The sequence below is a fragment of the Acetobacter pasteurianus subsp. pasteurianus LMG 1262 = NBRC 106471 genome (assembly GCF_000285275.1).
Classification (GTDB): domain Bacteria; phylum Pseudomonadota; class Alphaproteobacteria; order Acetobacterales; family Acetobacteraceae; genus Acetobacter; species Acetobacter pasteurianus.
Map to the genome: position 1 here is coordinate 22,465 of NZ_CADO01000015.1, position 14,851 is coordinate 37,315.

A 14,851-nucleotide genomic window follows, 5' to 3' on the forward strand; every position below is an offset into this window, starting at 1 on the left:
CACATAAAAATCAGCTTGTGCGGACAACCATGATGCGTTCACCACCCCGCACTTCACGCCCTTTGCGGCAGAGAATTTCAGTCACAACACCGGTGGCTGGTGAGGAAATCTTCATTTCCGTTTTCATGGATTCAATAATGGCCACCGTATCACCTACCTTTACGTGATCTCCCACGTTTACGGGCAGTTGCCATACGTTGCCGGGTACTGGGCTATCCACACCCATATGGCCTTCGGGCAGCACAGATTCATCTGCCTGATTTTCATTCGTTTCTTCCTCGAATGTATCAAGTCCCTTTGCAATCCAGTCTTGCCGTTCAGCTTCAAAGGCAGCTTGTTGTCTGGCTTGGGCAGCGGCAATTTCTTCTTTGTTGGCTTCAAGGAAAGCGCGATATTCCTTTAGGCTGAAATGTGATTCCTCAATCTTAACGGAAAAGCGGCCATACGGGAAAGCGGCACGGGCTTCCATCAGTTCATCGTGTGAGACAGGGTAGAAACGGATCTGGTCAAAAAACCTTAAAAGCCACGGCGTGCCTTCATGAAATACATCTGTTGTGCGCCATGTATTCCAAATCTGCGTGGTGCGGCCAAATAGCTGATACCCACCGGGGCCTTCCATGCCATAGATGCACATATAACTTCCGCCAATGCCCACCACGTTATCTGGTGTCCATGTGCGGGCAGGGTTGTATTTGGTGGTTACAAGCCGATGGCGCGGATCAATTGGGGTGGCAACAGGGGCGCCCAGATAAACATCGCCAAGCCCCATCACAAGGTATGATGCGTTGAAGATGATATCCTTTACAGCATCAATAGAAGGCAGGCCGTTAATGCGCCGAATAAACTCAATGTTAGAAGGGCACCACGGTGCATTAGGCCGCACAAGTTCCTGATAACGCTGCATGGCCAGCCGCGCCTGCTCATCATCCCATGATACGGGCAGATGCACGATACGGCTGGGCACGACAATATCATCATCGCCTGAAGGCAGAGCCTGTTCAATGCCGTGTAGGGTTTCCAGCAGAGCGGACAGAGAGATAACGTCGGGGTTGTAATGCACCTGCAGAGAGCGGATGCCGGGTGTGAGGTCTATAATACCACTTATGGCCTCGGCTTTCAGACGTTCCAGCACAAGCTGTGCACGTAGCCGCAATGTAACGTCCAGTTCTGGTGGACCGAACTCAAGCAGCAGATAGTTTTCGCCTGCACGACGGTAAACAACTGGAATTTCGCCTTCCGAGCGGAAAAGAATAGGGCTGTCACCCATAATGGGTGCTGGCAGAAAAGCTACATGCAGCGGTTGCGGCTGCACGCGGCGGAAACGTACTTTGTCTCCGGGGTGCAACTGCCCCATCTTCCATAGTTCATCACGCACAAGCACGGCAGGGCAGACAAAGCCCCCCAAACTGGGGCCATCCGGGCCGAGCAGGATGGGCATGTCCCCCGTAAAGTCGATTGCGCCAATAGCGTAGGCGTTGTCATGAATGTTGGAAGGGTGCAGCCCGGCTTCGCCGCCATCTGTGCGTGCCCAGCGTGGTTTAGGCCCAATCAGCCTTACACCCGTGCGTGCGCTGTTGAAGTGCACCTCATATTCGCTGGAAAATAGTTCAGCAATATCTTCATCACGGAAGAAATCCGGCGCGCCATGTGGCCCATATAGCACGCCCAATTCCCAGGTCTGCGTAAGTTCGGGGCGATCTTCCTGCGCAATGCTGGTAGCAGGTGGAGCATCTGCCTGTGGGGCAGCAAGCCGTAGAACATCACCCGTACGCAGTTGGCCTGTAGCATGGCCACCAAACTGCCCCAGCATGAATGTAGCGCGAGACCCCAGATAAAGCGGCGCATCAATCCCTCCCCGAATAGCAAGGTATGTGCGATGACCAGCTCCTTTAATCTGCCCTAACGCTAAAATCTGACCGGCCTTGACCTCAACAGGTTCCCAATAAGGTATTTCTTGGCCATCCAGCGTGGCTGGCATAAATGCCCCGGCAAGACCTATGGTGGCAGGTGCGTTAAAGCGCAGAACCGGGCCAGAAACGGTGAACTCCAAAGCCGCCACACCATCCGCATTGCCAACAATGCGATTGGCCAGACGAAAGTGACGATCATCCATAGGCCCACTGGGGGGAACACCTACATCCCAGTATCCAATGCGTCCGGGCCAATCCTGTACGGTGGATTGCAAGCCCGGAGAGATGACCTCAATTGTTGTAGGCGTATAGGCAAAGTTATTGAGAAGGCCTGTAAAAACACGCCCTTCCAGCACGGCAGGGGCCGCTGTAATGGCACGCAGGTAATCCAGATTACTTTCCAGCCCACCTATGCGGGAGCTTGAAAGGGCCTCATGCAGTTTACGGAATGCCTCTTCCCGCGTGGCCCCGTGCGCAATAACCTTTGCCAGCATTGGGTCATAATAAGGGGTAACTTCGGTCCCGGTCTCAATCCATCCATCAACCCGCACGTTCGGTGCAAAACCCACCTCGGTAAGGCGACCAGTTGAAGGACGAAAATTTTCGGCAGGATTTTCGGCGTAAACACGGGCTTCTACTGCCACGCCTTGCGGAATAAGGCTATCCTGCGGAGGTAAGATCAGGCTGCCATCTGCCTGACGCACCATCCATTCCACAAGGTCAATACCAAATACTTCTTCGGTAACGCAGTGCTCAACCTGCAGACGGGTATTTACTTCAAGAAAATAGAACTCTCCACTTTCGGTGTCGTAAATAAACTCCACCGTACCAGCGGATTCATATGCAACGGCAGCGCCCAATGCGCGGGCTGCTTCACGCAGGCCTTGGCGGGTTGTATCTGACAAGCCGGGAGCGGGGGTTTCTTCAATAACTTTCTGGTTGCGGCGCTGCAGGGAGCAATCGCGCTCACCTAGCGTGAGAATATTGCCTTTGCCGTCTCCAAAAATTTGCACTTCAACGTGGCGTGCGCAGGCAATAAACTTTTCTAGAAAAACACGGGCATCACCAAAATTATTACCGCCCATGCGTGAGACAGCAGCAAAGCAATCTCGCAATTCTGTCTCGTTATGGCACACCTGCATGCCAATGCCGCCGCCGCCAGCCGTGCTCTTAAGCATGACGGGGTAACCTATGCGTGTGGCCTCAATTGCTGCTTCATCTGCTGAATTTAAAATATCAGAGCCGGGCAGGAGCGGTACATTGTTCTGTTTGGCTAGTTCACGCGCTGTGTGCTTAAGGCCAAACATACGCATATGTTCAGGTCGTGGCCCCATAAAGCGAATACCGCGTTCAGCCAGTTTTTCAGCAAATTCTGCACGTTCACTCAGGAACCCATAACCGGGGTGGACGGCCTGTGCCCCCGTAGTAGCACAGGCATCCAGAATGGCATCCATGTTCAGGTAGCTGTCAGTTACTGCGGCCGGGCCGATCAACACGGCTTCATCTGCTTCCAGAACAGGGGGCGTGAAGCGATCTGCTTCTGAACACACCGCTACAGAGGCGATGTTCATACGCCGGAGTGTGCGACTGACACGCCGGACGATTTCTCCACGATTGGCAATGAGAACCTTAGTGAACATAGCTGATCTTTCGGTGCGTCAAATAGAAGCGGGGTCACCAATAACCACGCGAATAGGCGTGGGCGTGAAGCCGTTGCAGGGATTGTTGACCTGAGGGCAGTTTGACAACACAACAAGCGTATCCATTTCGGCACGCAAATCTACAAAACCACCGGGCACGGAAAGGCCATCGTCAATCACCAGTTCACCATTCTGCATAATGGGAACATTCATGAAGAAATTGACGTTGTTGACGATATCGCGCTTGCCCATGCCGTATTTTTCCACTTCCAGAAGGAAGTTTTCACGGCATGCATGCATGTATTTCGTTTCATGCCCAAAGCGTACGGTGTTGGATTCACAACTACAGGCACCTGCCAGTGTATCGTGGCGGCCGCAGGTATCTTCCACAACGGTCATGAGCACGTTGCCTTCGTTGGAAAACAGACGGCCACCCTTGCCAATATAGGCAGATCCCTGGTTCAGAAGGGTATCTTGTGCGCTGTAACGTTCGTAATATGCGTGTGCATTATAGAACAGGGCATCTACCGCTTGCTGGCTTTCAAGATCAATAATGCGCAAAACCTGCCCCTTGCGCACAACGCCAGACCACGGCACGCGGGCAGGCACAACCTGATCTAGAGTGATGGCAGAGAAAACTTTGCTGATATCATATTCTGGCATGGGTCTGGTTCCTGGATCAGGCAAAGAGGGGATCTGTGTTTTCAAAGCCACGGCGGGCTTCTTCGCAAAATGTCCGGCATAGATCATCTGGCTTAATGGCGGGGGCCTCCCAGCGCACGGCATCAATTGGGGCAGGGGTAAAGGTTTTATCTGGCGCCAACGGGTGCGGACAGTTGGAAACAGCAACAAGCAGGTTCATTTCTGCGCGCAGATCTACATAGGCACCGGGCTGTACATCGCCTTCAATCCAACGGAAGCTGCCATCTGCCTGCGTGCTGATATGAGAGAAGAAGCTGATGCAGGACGTCACATCATGCTGGGCCATATCGTGCTTGCCAGCAATCAGTCGCAGATTGTTCCGGGTGTTGCGAAGGCCGGCATTACCAAAATTGCGCGCATTGCTTTGCGGCGTGCTGCCACCTACCAATGTATCACTAAAGCCGCAGGAATCATTGATAATGGAAGCAAGCACACGCCCCATATCAGAGAACAGAACACGCCCTGTTGTAAGGCATGTGGTCCATTGCAGTTTGATGGTGTCACCCGCATTATAACGTTCGCTATGATCATCCGCATTCCAAAGGCCTACGGATACGCCATTATTACCGGAGGTATTGATCAGCCGCAGGGCCTGCCCACGCGGCAGAAGCGTGCTCCAGTACCAGCCTCCCGGTATGGTTTCGCGGTGCAGAATGCTGCTTTCTGTCATCTCAATAGGGGCAGAAGCGGGGCGTGCGCTGCTTTCCTTAAGGAGGGCTTGATCGCGGAGCTGATTGTAGCGGGCGCGATACCATTCGGGTGTCTGTTGATCGATCTGCATGGAACGCTCCTGTATTGTGGAGTGAATTGAAAAAATGCTGCTCAGCACGGAACAGTGTCGAGCTTTGGAGGGCGGCCTTTTTCATGAACAGGCGGGATCAGAGACGCGATCAGATGGAGTTTTCCTGAAATCACCCCAGATTGCGTCATGAACTGATCTGCAATTTCCTGAAGTTTTTTGACCTGCCCCTGCACCAGAAGCACCTCAAGTGTCTGACGGCGCACAAGGTTGACGTGCAGGGAGCTAATAACTTCAGCCAGATTTTCGTATTGCAGTTCAGCCAGCTTTTGAGAAAGCCCCGTTGCGGCATTGTTGTAAAAGAGAATGATGACACCAGCCATCAACTCCTCTGCACAGTCTTTCCGCGATGCCATAAGTTCCTGATGCAGGATGTTCTGTATGGCTTGTGAGCGGCTGGCATAGCCTTTTTCGGCCACCATGGCATCCAGTTCATGCAGGATCCCGGGTGGTAGAGAAACGCTGATACGGCTGACCTGTTCTTTTGTTTCCCGGCTGCTCATAATTGTTATTCCTATTCTGCCTTATCTGTGACGAGGGTGAGGAGAGGGATGTTGAAATCTTCCTCTCCTTCATCCGTTTCTTCGGTGTTATCACCAAAGGAGCGAATGAGTGCCTCCAGATGGGCTTTGGTCGCGAGGAATTCGTCCGAGGTCATTTGCGTAGCTCGACGGGGGCGGGAAAGAGGCACTTCGATAACCTCTTCCACCCGGCCCGGACGAGGCTTAAGCACAAGTATCCGGTCTGCCAGATAAATGGCTTCGTCCAGATCATGCGTAATAAAGACAATCGTAATGTCTATTTTACGCCAGATCTCCATCAGGTAATTCTGCATTTTCAGGCGTGTCTGGGCATCCAGCGCGCTGAAGGATTCATCCATCAACAATACACGGGGGCGTGCGGCCAATGCGCGTACAATGGCAACACGTTGCTGCATGCCGCCGGATAGCTGATGCGGAAAAGATGTGGCAAACTGTTCCAGCCCCACAATCTGGAGCCATTGCATGGCTTCGCGGCGTGCTTCCGTTTTGGAGGTGCCACCCATTTCAATGCCAAACATCACATTGCGGCAAACATCCATCCACGGGAAAAGCGTGTATTTCTGAAACACCATGCCACGATCAGGGCCTGGGCCATTCACGGGCTGTCCATCTACAAGGATACGCCCAGAAGTCGTATCTTCCAGTCCCGCCAGAATGCGGATAAGCGTGGATTTACCGCACCCCGATGGGCCTACAACGCATACAAATTCACGCCGGTGGATGTCGAAATTGATATCTTCAAGTGCTACGGTCTGGTGACGCTTTTGGGTGAAGACCTTTCCAACATGGTCAATTTTCAACACACATTCGCGCTGTTTGATGTGCGCCATACGCTCGGCCACATCTAGCGGCAGGATGCGGTAGTCAGGGAGAGAATTTTGGGGCATCAGGCGTTCTCCCTTTTCCATGTAAAGAATTTACGTGCCAACAGGCCCAGAACCATGTCTGTACCCAGCCCCACAATGCCGATAAGAGCCATAGCGGCGTAAACATTATCAAAATGCTGGTAGCGGGCTTGTTGTGTGATGAACCATGTAATGCCAGAGGATGTGCCGATCAGTTCCGCCACAATCAGATACGTCCAAGCCCAACCCAGCAGGATGCGCTGATCGCGGTACAGATCGGGCAGAATGCCCGGAATAACCACACGAAAAAGAAGCCTTAACCCTCTTGCACCAAGCGTGCGTGCGGCTTCGATAAGGGCAAAGTCCAGTTTGCGTGTTGTGTTGGCAATAACAAGGATTTGCTGAAACAGCGTGCCAATAACAATAATGGCAATCTTGGGGGCATCATAAATACCCAGAATGGCAACAGCGAGTGCGCCAAAGGCAGGTGCTGGCAAATAGCGAAAAAAATCTACGGATGGCTCTATAAGACGCGCCATGGCAGGCAAGGCGCCACACAGCACACCGAGCGGCACACCGATGAGTGAAGATATAACAAAACCCCAAAAAATAATCCGAATACTGTGCCCGAAAGCCTGCGTGATGGAGTGCTCTGCGCCAGTTGGTGCCGATGAGGTAAACGCATGCGCAAAGGCTGACAACACTTCTCCGGGGGAGGGGAAGTAAACAGGGTTTGTTGCAATTCCTTGTGGAGCAGGCAGTTTTTTTGCACGCATTTCATCTACAGCACGGTTGAAGTCTGCGCGCTTCATCCGCATGCCGGATTCAAGATAATCCTCTCCGCCGGGATCTGTAATAAGTATTTGCGGATGCCAGATAAAAGGAAGGTAGCTTACTGCGCTCCATGTCAGCAAAGGCAGGAGAACCGCCAGAATACCGAATACTCCACGAGCCGTTCGGTCTGTCCGACCATACAATCTCCATGAGGCGGCAAGGCTTGGCATAGCGGTCTCCTACCTCAGCCTTATTTCACAACAGCATTTACGAAGGACGGATCAATGTAGCTGTCTACATTTTGCGGGGTTTTGTACACGCCGTAACGCACATTAAAGGCATCAGAAATGGCGGAAGAACCGTAGAGAGAGTCCAGTCCATCTTTTTTTGTAAAGACAGACTTATCATCAGAAAGCGTCAGAAGGTGCGTGCCTTTAAGGAAGCGCTTGTACGTGTCTGGAGAAACCCCAGTGCGGGTTGCCATAATGCGTAGGGCATCAGGCTGCGTTTTGGGGTCATTGATATAAGTTACAACATGATCCCACACACCCACCAGCCGCTGCCATTGATCACGGTTATCATGCAAAGACTGCGGATCAACAACAATCGTATCATAAATCAGGCCGGGTGCTTCATGCGATGTAAACACCGGGCGAGCACCGGGCACCATGTGTAGGGCTTGCCCTGCATTAGGCTGCCAGGCTGCTACGGCCGCCACTTCACCAGAAGCCAGAACCTGTGGTGTTTCATTGGTTTTGGTGTTGACCAGTTTGACATCTTTCTCGCTCATACCGGCTTTTTCCAAACCTTTGAGCAGAAGAAGATGATCTACCAAGCCTTCTTCAACCGCGACAGATTTGCCCTTAAGGCCCTGCATATCGGTAATTCCCGGCTGGGCTACCACCATATCGTTGCCATCGGAATAGTCTGTCACAAGGATCATCTCGCCCTTGTGGCCATTTGCGCCTGTTACGAGTGCATCACCATTCGTTGCCATAACGGCATCAAGTTTGTGCGCAGAAAAGGCATCAAGAGAGGCGCTATAATCAAACCACTGGAAGTCGGCATCCACGCCAGCTTCCTTTAACCAGCCTTTATCAATAGCAACTTGCCATGCAACCCAACCGGGCCAGTCGCTATAACCAATTTTCAGTGTTGCAGCAGAGGCAGAGGCTGAAACAAAGGTTGCCGCAGCACAAACACCAGCTAAGAGGGCTTTCCGGAGAGGCGAGAGCAGACGCATGTGAGAACTCCAGTAATACGAATATGGAAAATCGTATTACTCATTCTCTAGCGGAACTGATTTGGTTGCAACATAAAAATGTTCTCAAAGCGGAACTAATTTTTGGTTCGCCACAACTTACTGATTTTATGTATTTTATTTTCCAGAGATAAAATGTTGGCCCGCCGAGTATAGCTGGAAATGGTGCAGATGGAGGGCGTAAGGTGCTCCATGCCCCTGTATTTCTGAGTCCGCTTCTGCCTGAAATGTGGCTTGTCGTGTGCGTGGATGGGGAGGCCGGATAAAATCTATCCGGCCCTTTGTTTCATCCGTGTGTGGGCATAATAAACTCAGCACCTGAGCGAATGCCCGCAGGCCAACGCTGGGTAACGGCTTTCATGCGTGTAAAGAAGCGTACTCCTTCTGGCCCGTGCATGTGGTGGTCTCCAAACAGGGAGTCTTTCCACCCACCAAAAGAATGGAATGCCATAGGTACGGGGATAGGTACATTCACCCCAACCATACCTGCTGTTACATTATGCACAAAGGTTCTTGCTGAATCTCCATCTCGCGTAAAAATGGCTGTGCCGTTGCCAAATGGGCTTTCATTAATCAGTTTAAGCGCTGTATCAAAATCTGGAGCACGCATGACACACAGCACCGGGCCAAAAATTTCTTCCCGGTAAATATCCATTTCTGATGTCACGTTATCAAAAAGGGATCCCCCAATAAAAAATCCTTTTTCATACCCGTCTATTTTAATGTTACGGCCATCTACCACAAGTGTTGCACCTTGGCTTACACCGGAATCAACAAGACCTTTTACGCGGGCAAGGTGCTGCGCCGTAACCAGTGGTCCCATTTCACTGCTGCTATCCGTGCCATTACCAATAGTAATGGTTTTTACCTTTTGAGCGAGTGCCGCTACCAGCGGATCAGCAATCGGGCCCACAGATACGGCTACTGAAATAGCCATGCAGCGCTCACCGGCAGAGCCATAGGCAGCGCCTATCAGCGCATCAACCGTTTTTTCCAGATCACAATCAGGCATGACAAGCGCGTGGTTTTTAGCGCCACCTAAAGCCTGCACGCGTTTGCCGTGTGCAGTGCCTGTTGCATATATATGCTGTGCAACAGGGGTGGAGCCTACAAAGCTTACTGCTGCAATATCAGGGTGTGCCAGAATGGCATTCACCATATCCTTATCCCCATGCACAACCTGAAACACACCATCAGGCAGGCCGGCTTCTTTAAGAATGTCAGCCAGCATGATCGAGGCAGAGGGATCTCGTTCTGAAGGTTTCAGAATGAAGCAATTGCCTGTGGCAAGTGCCATAGGGGCCATCCACAGAGGCACCATGACCGGAAAGTTGAATGGTGTGATACCCGCAGCAATGCCTACGGGCTGGCGCATTGTCCATGCATCAATGCCGCGGCCTACTTGTTCCGTATATTCACCTTTCAGCAGCTCTGGTACACCTGTGGCAAATTCTACAACTTCCAGCCCACGGGTTACTTCCCCTTTGGCATCGGACAGGATTTTTCCGTGTTCCGAGGTGATAATGGCTGCAAGCTCATCCATACGCTGCTCTATGAGATCACGCGCCCGAAACAGAACGCGCGCGCGGGCCAGAGGTGGTGTTTCTGCCCATGCCGGAAAGGCAGCCTTGGCTGCTGCAACGGCTGCATTCAGATCTTCATCTGTGCCGAGCACAACTTTTTTGCTGGCTTCACCTGTAGCGGGGTTGAATACATCACCATAACGGGTGCTGTGCCCATTGATATGCTGACCATTGATGACATGATGAATGGTGTTCATTTTTCTTATCCTTTATCAATGATAACTTAGGCTTCGCCTATGACTTCGTGAGAGAGTGAGACCGCCTGCGTATGCTTGCCTTTGCGCACGCTTAATGTTTCTGGCACCCAGAACAGTGTGATGAAAAAACCGATCAGACAGAGTCCCATAGGGTAAAGAAGCCCGGCGTAGGGATTACCTGTTTGCGTTACAAGCCAGAGGCTCACCAGCGGCAGGAAACCACCAAAGATGCCGTTTCCGATATGATAGGGGACGGAAATGGAGGTGTAGCGCACATTGGCCGGAAAACTTTCCACAATGAATGCGCCATAGGGGCCGTAAACAGCTGCTGCGATAATCACCAATGCAAACACACAGGCAGAAATAGTTATAAAGTTGGTATTTTCAGGCGCTATGGCATGGCGAATGAGAGAGAAAATGGGAATGTAGAACAGGACGGCAGCAGCCATGCCCGCCAAAGAGAGACGTTTGCGCCCAATTTTATCTGACCATGCACCAAACAAAACAAAAAACGGCACCCCAAGAAATGCGCCCGCGGCAACAGATAAAGTTGCAGGCAGAAAGGGTACTTTCATAAAAGTCTGGATGTAATACAGGGCGTAAAACTGGGCTGTGTAAAACGTAACAGCCTGAGCGCAAGCCACCCCAAACAGGAACAGAATAATACGCCGTGCATTGCCGGGAATACGAAAAGCATCCCGCACAGGAGATTTAGACAGCGTTCCCTGTTTGTGCATTTCAACAAACACGGGAGATTCTGCCAACCGAAGGCGAATGCGCAGAGAAACAGCAACCAGCACGATGGAAACAAGGAAAGGGGCACGCCAACCCCACGCGCCAAATGCTTCCTCACCCAGCCATAGGCGCAGGGTTAACACAATGCCCAAAGACAATACAAAGCCGGCAGAAGCCATAGCCTGAATGTAGCTGGCCCATTTGCCACGTTCACCGGGCGGTGAATGTTCAGCCACATATGTTGCAGCCCCACCATATTCTCCACCCAATGCCAAACCTTGAACAATGCGCAGCAAAATCAGCAGGACAGGGGCTATATATCCGGCGGTTGCAAAAGTGGGTAACAAGCCAATGGCCGCTGTGGAACACCCCATGATCAGCAGGGTGATCAGAAAAGTCTTTTTGCGTCCTACGCTATCCCCCATATACCCAAACAGCAGGCTACCCAGAGGCCGCACAGCAAACCCGGTTGCAAAAGTGGCGACACTGATAAGCGTTGCAGCAACATCATTTCCGGGCGGATAAAACAGGCGCGCAAAGAAAATGGCCAGACTGCCGTAGAGAAAAAAATCATACCATTCGATAACGGTGCCAACGCTGGAGGCCATTACCAAAGAACGCATGGATCGTTCTTTTTCTACATGAGGTTTCATGCTTTAGGCTCCTGTCAGGAGTTTTGTTTTTAGTATTGGTTGCGTTCAGGCCCAGACCTTTTGGTACAGAGCAATAATGTCCTCTTCCGTAGGTATGCGCGGGTTGTTATCTGGTGATCCTGAAGCCAAGGCCTGTTCTGCCATAAGAGGCAGCAAAGTGTTCCAGCGGGTTTCTTCCAGACCGTAGGTGGATGGGGTGGGTACATCCAGTTCATGGTTGCGTTCGCGCAGGGCTGTAACCAACTCTGCGCAGGCCGCACTGTCGTCCATACCAGATGGAGCAATACCCATCACGCGGGCGCAGGTTGCATAACGTGCCTGTGCACCGGCCACAGACCACGCCGTGATTTCAGGCAACAGCATGGCGTTGGAAAGCCCATGAGCCACATGAAAATGTGCGCCAATAGGGCGGCTCATACCGTGTACAAGGGCAACGGATGCATTGGAAAAAGCCATTCCGGCTTCAAATGCACCCTGCATGACCTGTTCACGCGCTGTTTTGTTGGAGGGTTCGGCACATGCAATGGGAAGAGCATGCCAGATACGTTTCATGGCAGAAAGCGCCAGAGCATCTGTAAATGGAGAGGCCCGTTTGGAAACATAGGCCTCAATCGCATGGGTTAGGGCATCTATGCCGGTATCTGCCGTTAAACGGCGTGGCATGGTTAAAGTAAGTTCGTAGTCAACAATGGCAATGTGCGGCAGGTAGGCATAACCTGCGCACAGCATTTTCTCATCTGTTGTTTCATCTGTAATCACGGTTACACGTGTGGCTTCTGAGCCCGTACCCGCAGTGGTGGGAATGGCAATAATGGGCAGGCCTACTTCATCTTGCACATGCGGCACTTTTAGTTGCGCGGGAGATCCCCCATGTTTTGCCAGAACGGCCACCATTTTGGCCGTGTCTATCGGGCTGCCACCACCTAGGCCAATTACACAATCATATGTCTGGCTTTTTAGTGCTGTAAGCGCAGCCTCTACCGAGGTAACGGTAGGGTCTGGCACGGCATCCTGAAATGCACCAGATTTGAAACCGGCATTTTCAAGCAATGTTTGCACCCGGCCGAGCAGACCAGTTTTTGCCATGAAATTATCTGTAATAATAAACGGTTTAGAAAGGCCTGCCTGCTTTAGCGCTGCAGGAAGTTCGTTTAATGCCCCTCCACCAATACGTATCAAAGAGGGCAGATAAAGTGCTGTCATAGCCTTATCTCCTGGGAAAGGTTCTGGCGCGGGCCGTTCCTTTCCTGATGTTGTTCTTGCCTGAATATTCAACGCGCAAAAACCCTCACAAGAAAATCAGGAGATTTCGCCCAAGAGCTGTGCAATCCTGCACAACATCAGAAAAAACAGAGATATTTCACCTCATGAAACGCACCCTGGACTGGAGAAATCTGCAGTTTTTTGTGGCAGTCGCACGGTCTGGTTCTTTATCGGAAGCGGGGCGGTTGCTTGGGGTTGATCACGCAACTGTGGGGCGGCACATCGTGGCTCTGGAAAGATCGGTAGGGAAAACTCTGTTTGAGCGGCATCCACGTGGCTATGCGCTGACCCGCTATGGCGAAGATTTATTTGTTACAGCAGAGGCCATGGACCGTGAGGCCACGCAGGTGGAAGCCAGCAGCCCTGCCCATGGCTTGACTGGCACCGTGCGTATTAGTGCTTTGGAAGGGGTTGCCAATTTCTTTCTGGCATCACGCATTGGCCCGCTATTGGCAGATAATCCTGCCCTTACAGTTGAAATTCTTACAATCCAGCAGATAATTGCGCTTTCTCGCAGGCAGGCAGATATTGCTATTACCGTTACTCCTGCAGTTGATGATCGGTTTTTGTGTGAAAAACTGACGTCGTATTACCTGTGTGTTTATGCAACGCATGAGTATTTAGCGCGTGAACCAGCGATAAAAAAACGTGAGGATTTTTCATCTCACTTGTTTTCCGGCTACGTGGATGAAATGATTTTCATGCGTGAACTGGATTATCTGGAAGATCTGGGTGTTTCCCGCAAAATGGTACGGATTCAGAATTCCAGCGTACAAGCGCAGATGGAAGCAGCCTGTTCTGGTTTATGTATGGCTGTTTTACCAACTTTTGTTGCCGCTACACGGCCGGAACTGGTGCCTGTATTACCCGAAGAAACACGACTTGAGCGCCACTATTGGCTGATTACACGCGCAGAAGAACAGAAAACCCCACGTATAGACAGGGTATGTGATTTTATACGGGAAGAAGTATTAAAAAACGTGCAGTTGTTCAATTTATAGCTGCATTACATTTTGCCCTGTTCCAATGGATGATCTTTTGCTCTGATAACTCTGCCAGATGCAGTTTTTCCAAAATCTTCGGAATAAATGCCGTTATCCCATACCATCTTTCCGCCGATAATAACGTTTCGCACAACTGCATCGGGACGATTAACAATCTGCCTACATCCGAATTGGCTGCGATGTATGAAATGATAGGTTTTTTCAGGATCCCACTTTTCAAGAGCTACAGGGTCAATAATGCAAAGGTCGGCCTGCGCACCGGGGCGTACTAATCCTGCATTGATCCCAAAGAATTTCGCTGGGAGTTCTGTCAGGCGATGAACCATCCGAGAAACCTGTTGTAATCCTTCTTGCTGTGCAATTTTTAATGCACGTAAGTTTCCATCATAAAAACCAATATTGGCAAGGTGTGCGCCACTATCGTTAAAACCCGGTAGTGTCTGCTTATGGAACAAAAGTTTTCTGAGTGTTTTGGCATTGCGGTTTGCAAAGGTTGTTTCCCAACGTAAATCTGTATCCCATGCTTGCATTAAATGTAGGAAAAACGCTGCATCATCTTTGATAGGGGTGGGAAAACTTGAGAAAAAGGTCGTTTCTTCATCATGAAGAGAGGGATTATGAGAACTTGAGGTCTGATACTTAAGAAGCCTACGATAAGGGGCTTCCAGCGTTTCTCCAACCCAACTGGCTAACGGACACTCTGCTACAATCATATCGTCTAGCTGGCGGGTGAGCACAACATCCTCTAGGCGCAGCCGCCGTAATATACTGGCAAGAGACCAGTCCTTTTTCCCCTTGAGCCACATTTTTCGGAATGCTTTGATCCATTGAGGGTTGTTTAGAATACGAGTGCGACCTGAGCGATCATCAAGTTCCAGTTCGTTGAGAACTCGACGCGGAAATCTCACAGAAGGGTTGTACATCGGGTCAGATTATGAAAAAG

General features: G+C 51.1%; 11 protein-coding genes and 1 pseudogene. 1 reads left to right on the forward strand and 11 read right to left on the reverse strand.

Annotation, left to right across the window (positions count from 1 at the left end):
• Positions 1-10: 10 nt before the first annotated feature.
• The 10 genes from APA10_RS04580 to APA10_RS04625 form a co-directional block, all read right to left on the reverse strand.
• Positions 11-3,550, reverse strand: a complete 3,540-nt coding sequence (locus APA10_RS04580) for a 5-oxoprolinase/urea amidolyase family protein (RefSeq protein WP_035365981.1) — start codon at positions 3,548-3,550, stop codon at positions 11-13.
• Positions 3,551-3,568: 18 nt separating this feature from the next.
• The gene (locus APA10_RS04585; protein ID WP_003624240.1) at positions 3,569-4,213 is read right to left on the reverse strand and encodes an urea amidolyase associated protein UAAP2; all 645 of its coding nucleotides are present in this window, start codon (positions 4,211-4,213) and stop codon (positions 3,569-3,571) included.
• A gap of 16 nt (positions 4,214-4,229) precedes the next feature.
• Complete coding sequence (locus APA10_RS04590) at positions 4,230-5,033, reverse strand: urea amidolyase associated protein UAAP1 (protein ID WP_004449771.1); 804 nt, start codon at positions 5,031-5,033, stop codon at positions 4,230-4,232.
• A 41-nt stretch (positions 5,034-5,074) separates the two neighbouring features.
• Positions 5,075-5,554, reverse strand: coding sequence for a CopG family ribbon-helix-helix protein (locus tag APA10_RS04595; protein WP_003624243.1), 480 nt, complete (start codon positions 5,552-5,554; stop codon positions 5,075-5,077).
• Between the two features lie 11 nt (positions 5,555-5,565).
• Positions 5,566-6,480 (reverse strand): ABC transporter ATP-binding protein, encoded by a 915-nt coding sequence (locus APA10_RS04600; RefSeq protein WP_035365990.1) that lies wholly within the window; start codon positions 6,478-6,480, stop codon positions 5,566-5,568.
• Positions 6,480-7,442 carry an ABC transporter permease gene (locus tag APA10_RS04605; protein ID WP_004449769.1) on the reverse strand — a complete coding sequence of 321 codons (963 nt, stop codon included), beginning with the start codon at positions 7,440-7,442 and terminating at the stop codon, positions 6,480-6,482. Before APA10_RS04605 ends, APA10_RS04600 begins: the two co-directional genes overlap by 1 nt.
• A gap of 20 nt (positions 7,443-7,462) precedes the next feature.
• Positions 7,463-8,455, reverse strand: coding sequence for an ABC transporter substrate-binding protein (locus APA10_RS04610; RefSeq protein WP_003630179.1), 993 nt, complete (start codon positions 8,453-8,455; stop codon positions 7,463-7,465).
• 304 nt (positions 8,456-8,759) lie between these two features.
• A complete protein-coding gene (locus APA10_RS04615; protein WP_003630176.1) occupies positions 8,760-10,253 on the reverse strand; it encodes a CoA-acylating methylmalonate-semialdehyde dehydrogenase in 1,494 nt (497 codons plus the stop codon).
• 26 nt (positions 10,254-10,279) lie between these two features.
• Positions 10,280-11,641 carry an MFS transporter gene (locus APA10_RS04620; RefSeq protein WP_003630175.1) on the reverse strand — a complete coding sequence of 454 codons (1,362 nt, stop codon included), beginning with the start codon at positions 11,639-11,641 and terminating at the stop codon, positions 10,280-10,282.
• A gap of 45 nt (positions 11,642-11,686) precedes the next feature.
• Positions 11,687-12,844, reverse strand: a complete 1,158-nt coding sequence (locus APA10_RS04625) for an iron-containing alcohol dehydrogenase (protein WP_035365978.1) — start codon at positions 12,842-12,844, stop codon at positions 11,687-11,689.
• Between the two features lie 164 nt (positions 12,845-13,008).
• Here APA10_RS04625 and APA10_RS04630 point away from each other — a divergent pair, with 164 nt between their 5' ends.
• Positions 13,009-13,905 carry a LysR family transcriptional regulator gene (locus APA10_RS04630; RefSeq protein WP_035365976.1) on the forward strand — a complete coding sequence of 299 codons (897 nt, stop codon included), beginning with the start codon at positions 13,009-13,011 and terminating at the stop codon, positions 13,903-13,905.
• A 5-nt stretch (positions 13,906-13,910) separates the two neighbouring features.
• Here the strand turns inward: APA10_RS04630 and APA10_RS04635 are convergent.
• Positions 13,911-14,801: pseudogene (locus APA10_RS04635) on the reverse strand (amidohydrolase family protein); the annotation flags it as partial.
• Between the last annotated feature and the right edge of the window lie 50 nt (positions 14,802-14,851).